Here is a 4,487-nt window from a genome sequence, read left to right as displayed (position 1 = left end):
GTAAGAATTACTTTTATTATTTAATGCGGTTTTATCTAACCATTTTTTAAATATATTAATATCTAATGATTTTGGTGCAAACCATTGTTTTTGTTTGTTATCCCACATTGCACCAAGTTTTTTAGCTTCACGAATATCTTGATATGGAACAAACAAAAACATTCTTTTTTTTGGCAAGATATTCCCCTATTTATTTTAATTTAATGTTAGATTGACTATAATTTTGATGAAATTCAAAGGGCTTCCTAGTAGCCCATTCCAACTTTTAACAATATTCCAAAATTTCTTCATTGAATGTTTTAATTAAATCACTTAAAAATAAATCTATTTTTTGTGGATTTAATCCTATATGAGTGTTTTCTATTTTTGTCGTTAATCTTGGATAATATTTTCCATTGTTTTCTGTTGTTTTTAATATATTTTCCCAATGATAACTTCTATTTCTTAGATTTTGTAATAAACTAAGAACTACATCTACTTTATGTGTGTTTCTAAAGCGTAATTTCTTTCCTTTTTCAAAAAAGAAATTTCTATTATTCTCTCCGTAGTTTCTAAAATTAATACCTTTTAAATCCATTATAGAATTTTGTAATTTATTCTCTTTAATGAGATAGATAATAGTTCCCAAACTCATACAAGAAAGATATTGATGATGGGATAAAATCTTATTTTTTTCTCTATTTTCAATTTCAATCTTAGCTTTTTTAATATTTTCATCATTAGAGTTTTTTATCCAATCATTATCTTGCTCTGATAATTTACTATCAAGTTTATTTCTAAGAATAATTTCCAATGTTGCAATTTTTGGTGTGATCTTTCCTATAAGTTTAAGATTATCATAGTGTTTTACAACATCATTGTCATAAGAAGATAATCTTATTTGTGATAGTAATTCATTAAAATCTACTTTATTGAGCAATTTCATATTTTCCTCTAATTTTTAAATATTTTTAATATCTTAACATGAGATAGATGAAATATTATTATATGTTTGTATCGCCATATCTTTTTATAGGTATTTTTAAATTTGGAAAATTTTTATCCATAGTATAAATTGCTGTGCAATTTTCTTTTTCTGCACAAAAATACTGCAAATAGTCTTCAAAATCACCTTTATTTTGCAAGTAAAAATCACAAGCCATATTAATAACGCTTGATCCAAATGAAACTATATCAAAATATGGATTTGTTATTGTGTTTTTAAAAAAAGACATAAGGGCTGGTAATTTATCTTTATCTATTAAATAAGCGATAGTTGAAATCATATCTTCTGAAAACACTATTTTTATTTCATTAGATATTAAAAAATATATTAATTGTTTAGCTTGTTCATTATTTACTCTTGCTTCATCAAAAAAATCAATAAAAATATTTGTATCAAGAAATACTTTTTTCATATATTACCCTTTTTTAAGTCATTTTCTAAAAATTCTTTTTTCATTTCTTTGGCTGTTTTACTTGGATGAAAAGCTCCATTAAACATACCTGCAAATTCATTAATAAAAGCCATTGCCTTTTGCTCATTTTTGCTTCCATCGAATAATGTAGGTTCTACATTATCATTTGAAGTTAAGTTAGGAATATTACTATTAACATCAATTATTTTCTCTTGTTTTAATGAAGGATAATTTATTTGCTCATCATCTTTTTTAGAAATAATCACTTGATTTTCTACAACATTCTTATCTGAAGCTATTTGCTTAACTTCTTCAATAACATAATGATCTGGATTTCTCTTAATTTGCTCAAGACCTTCATATTCACTTTCAACTGATACTTCTTGCTTAAATTCTAAATTGTCAAAATCAAAAGTTTTAACGACAGTTTGTCTTAATTTTTTTAGATCTTTAAAAGAACCCTTACCTATGATTTGTGGATTCATAATATATGAATTTGAACCAATAATATCATATTCTTTTCTCTGCTCTTCTGTTACTTTAAAAATAACTTGCTTATCTTCAAGTTCTTTTATCGCACGATAAACACTTGATTTTCCTAAAATCTTCCTACTTTCAAAATAATGAACGAACTCACTATTATATTGAAAAACATTTTGATAATTTAAATTTTTAATCATCATCAACACAACTCTTAAAGCAGGATTTGAAAGATTATCAGTAAGAAAACTAATGTTTTCTACAAATAATTTAATAAAATCATCTTTGGTTTTTTCTCTTTGTAAAAAAGAACTTATTACTGTGGTAACTTCTCCTGTTACAGCATCAACTTTCTCTTGAACATTACTATATAATTTTTTAGTTTCTTTGTTTTCTAAATTAACTATCTTTGCCATATATTACCTTTTCCCAAAAATTAAAAAACATTATAGCATTATTTTCCCAAAAAATGATAAATTCCCAAATAAAAAAACAAATTGTATCCCATACAATGAATTTTATTGATTATTTTGGGAAAAATTACTTTTTTAGTTTTTTCCCACCACGAGCAGTTTTTGTCCCACTGGTGGGAAAATTTGTCCCACTGGTGGGAAAATCAAAAACTTTAATAAATAGCTATTTTATAGGCATTTAAAAGCATTTTTTATAAGTCTTTTTCTTCTTTATCTGTTCTTAAATTCAAAAAACCGCAAATTTCGCTAACGCTCATTTGCCAATAATGTAAATCAAAAGTAATATTATTACTTTTGAACTTTTATAATAATAAAATCCAAAAGAGAAAAACTATTAATTCTTATATATTTCATATAATTCTTTATACTTTATTTGATTATTTTCATAACTAAAGAAAAATTTTATATAAAAATTTATTAGTTTGTTTTTCTTTAATTCTTTTATGTCGTTAGTTTTTATTTGTCGATTTTCAATAAAGTATTCTAAGTCATTATAGTTATTGATTTGGGTTAGTATGTTTTCATTATCTTTTTTATTGGCTTGATTGTTAGTTGTTTTATTCTTATTTCGTTCTGTTATTTCTTCTTGTTTTGTTTTTAAGTTATTGTCTTCTGTTATGTTTATTAATTTTTTTAACATTTGATAATAAAAAGGATGTTCTTCTCGTGTAAATTCTTCGATATAAGCATTTTTTATGTTTAAAATAGATTGTTTTTTTGTGTGATCTGTATAATTAACTAAAGCAAAAAAATCAACAGGTTTAAAATTATTTATAAAAATTTTATATTTTTCATCTATTTCTTTTATATTTTCTAGAATCTGATTTATTTCAGGTATATTGTTGTCTTTAAATTTTTCTTCTTTTATTTGCTTTATAATATTAAATAGTTTATCAATTTTACTAATAATGGTATTGTGATGGACTATTTTTTTTATATACTTTTTTATTTTTTCTATATCTTCTTTTTGTATATATGTAAAAGTGTTTTTACTATAATTGTTTATTATTTTTTTTATAATGTTAGATATTTCTCTTAATTCTAGATTGTCGTTAAATTCATCTTTAGATTTAAAATTCTTAGGATTTAACTCTTTAGTTATTTCTAATAAAATAAATTTGTAAATATTTTCCGTTTCAAAGTTGTTTAAATCTGTTTTAAATTCTAATTTTTCATAAAATAGATTAAATATATATGCTATTTTTTTAATTATTCTCAGATTATTTATTTTAATAAGTTCCCGGTATGGAATAATGGAATCTTGTATTTTAGGACATTTTTCTTTTATTATTTGTTTTGCTACTTCTGTTATAGATTCAATGTGAAGCTTGGTTTCTATACTTTTTTCTCGGTATTCTTTAAATATATCTTGTTGTCTTAAACTATCTATATCACCTATCAAAATCACTTTACATTTTTCTTCTTTTAGTTTATTAACAAGTCCTAAAATATCTTTAATATCAAGTTTATCTGATTTTCTCTCTAAATCATCAAGACATACAATTATATTTTCGAAATTTTTTTCTATAAATAATTGCAAAAATGCACCTATAGACAATTTCCAAAAAGTTATATTTCGAATAAAATATAAAATCTTGTTATGCTTATAAGCTTTTAGGGTTATTTCTTCTAAAACTTCTTTATAATGTTCCTTTCCAAACAAAGAAACATAAACAATATTTTTTACTTGTTTGTTTGGATTTTCAATATAACTACAAAGATTAAAATACTTTATAATACTCATAAGAGTAATTCCAACATATTGTTTTATGATAGAAATTAATATTATTAAATGGTTAAAAAAATTTGCATTGGACTTAAATTTTTTCCACAAATCTTTCTTTTGTATTATTTTTGGATTAATTTCATTTTCAATTTCTTTCCATAAATAAGTTTTTCCAACTCCCCAGCCTCCATATATAAGCAAACTATAAAATTCATCACTTTTTAAAAATTCTTTAATTTGGTCTTTATAAGACATTTGTTCTTGTGTGTTTCGCATATTATATCCTTATAACAAATAACATAATTTTTACAAATTATTATATTTTGATATTATATTTATTTTTAAATTATTTTGCTAATTTTTTTAAATATGATATTATTTTAGAGTTTTTTAGTAAATTTTTAGATATAA

General features: G+C 22.6%; 5 protein-coding genes. All 5 read right to left on the bottom strand.

Annotated features, from left to right (window positions below; genetic code table 11):
• Window positions 1–162: DUF5710 domain-containing protein (locus tag CAMP5063_RS08115; RefSeq protein WP_257929107.1), on the bottom strand; the 162-nt coding region annotated here is incomplete at its 3' end.
• A 103-nt stretch (window positions 163–265) separates the two neighbouring features.
• Window positions 266–925 (bottom strand): hypothetical protein, encoded by a 660-nt coding sequence (locus CAMP5063_RS08110; RefSeq protein WP_236633137.1) that lies wholly within the window; start codon window positions 923–925, stop codon window positions 266–268.
• A 58-nt stretch (window positions 926–983) separates the two neighbouring features.
• Window positions 984–1,397, bottom strand: a complete 414-nt coding sequence (locus tag CAMP5063_RS08105; protein WP_012662285.1) for a type II toxin-antitoxin system VapC family toxin — start codon at window positions 1,395–1,397, stop codon at window positions 984–986.
• Window positions 1,394–2,293, bottom strand: coding sequence for a replication/maintenance protein RepL (locus CAMP5063_RS08100; RefSeq protein WP_257929106.1), 900 nt, complete (start codon window positions 2,291–2,293; stop codon window positions 1,394–1,396). The genes CAMP5063_RS08105 and CAMP5063_RS08100 overlap by 4 nt, the downstream gene beginning before the upstream one ends.
• 391 nt (window positions 2,294–2,684) lie before the next feature.
• Window positions 2,685–4,277 carry a hypothetical protein gene (locus tag CAMP5063_RS08095; RefSeq protein ID WP_337195145.1) on the bottom strand — a complete coding sequence of 531 codons (1,593 nt, stop codon included), beginning with the start codon at window positions 4,275–4,277 and terminating at the stop codon, window positions 2,685–2,687.
• Window positions 4,278–4,487: the final 210 nt, after the last annotated feature.

This window comes from Campylobacter sp. RM5063, from assembly GCF_024723655.1.
GTDB lineage: Bacteria > Campylobacterota > Campylobacteria > Campylobacterales > Campylobacteraceae > Campylobacter_D > Campylobacter_D lari_D.
The sequence above is the reverse complement of the archived record's forward strand: the minus strand, read 5'-3'. Positions and strand labels throughout refer to the sequence as shown.

Coding starts and splice junctions, on each gene's coding strand:
- CAMP5063_RS08110 (WP_236633137.1), bottom strand. CDS start 925: ATGAAATTGCTCAATAAAGTAGATTTTAATGAATTACTATCACAAATA.
- CAMP5063_RS08105 (WP_012662285.1), bottom strand. CDS start 1,397: ATGAAAAAAGTATTTCTTGATACAAATATTTTTATTGATTTTTTTGAT.
- CAMP5063_RS08100 (WP_257929106.1), bottom strand. CDS start 2,293: ATGGCAAAGATAGTTAATTTAGAAAACAAAGAAACTAAAAAATTATAT.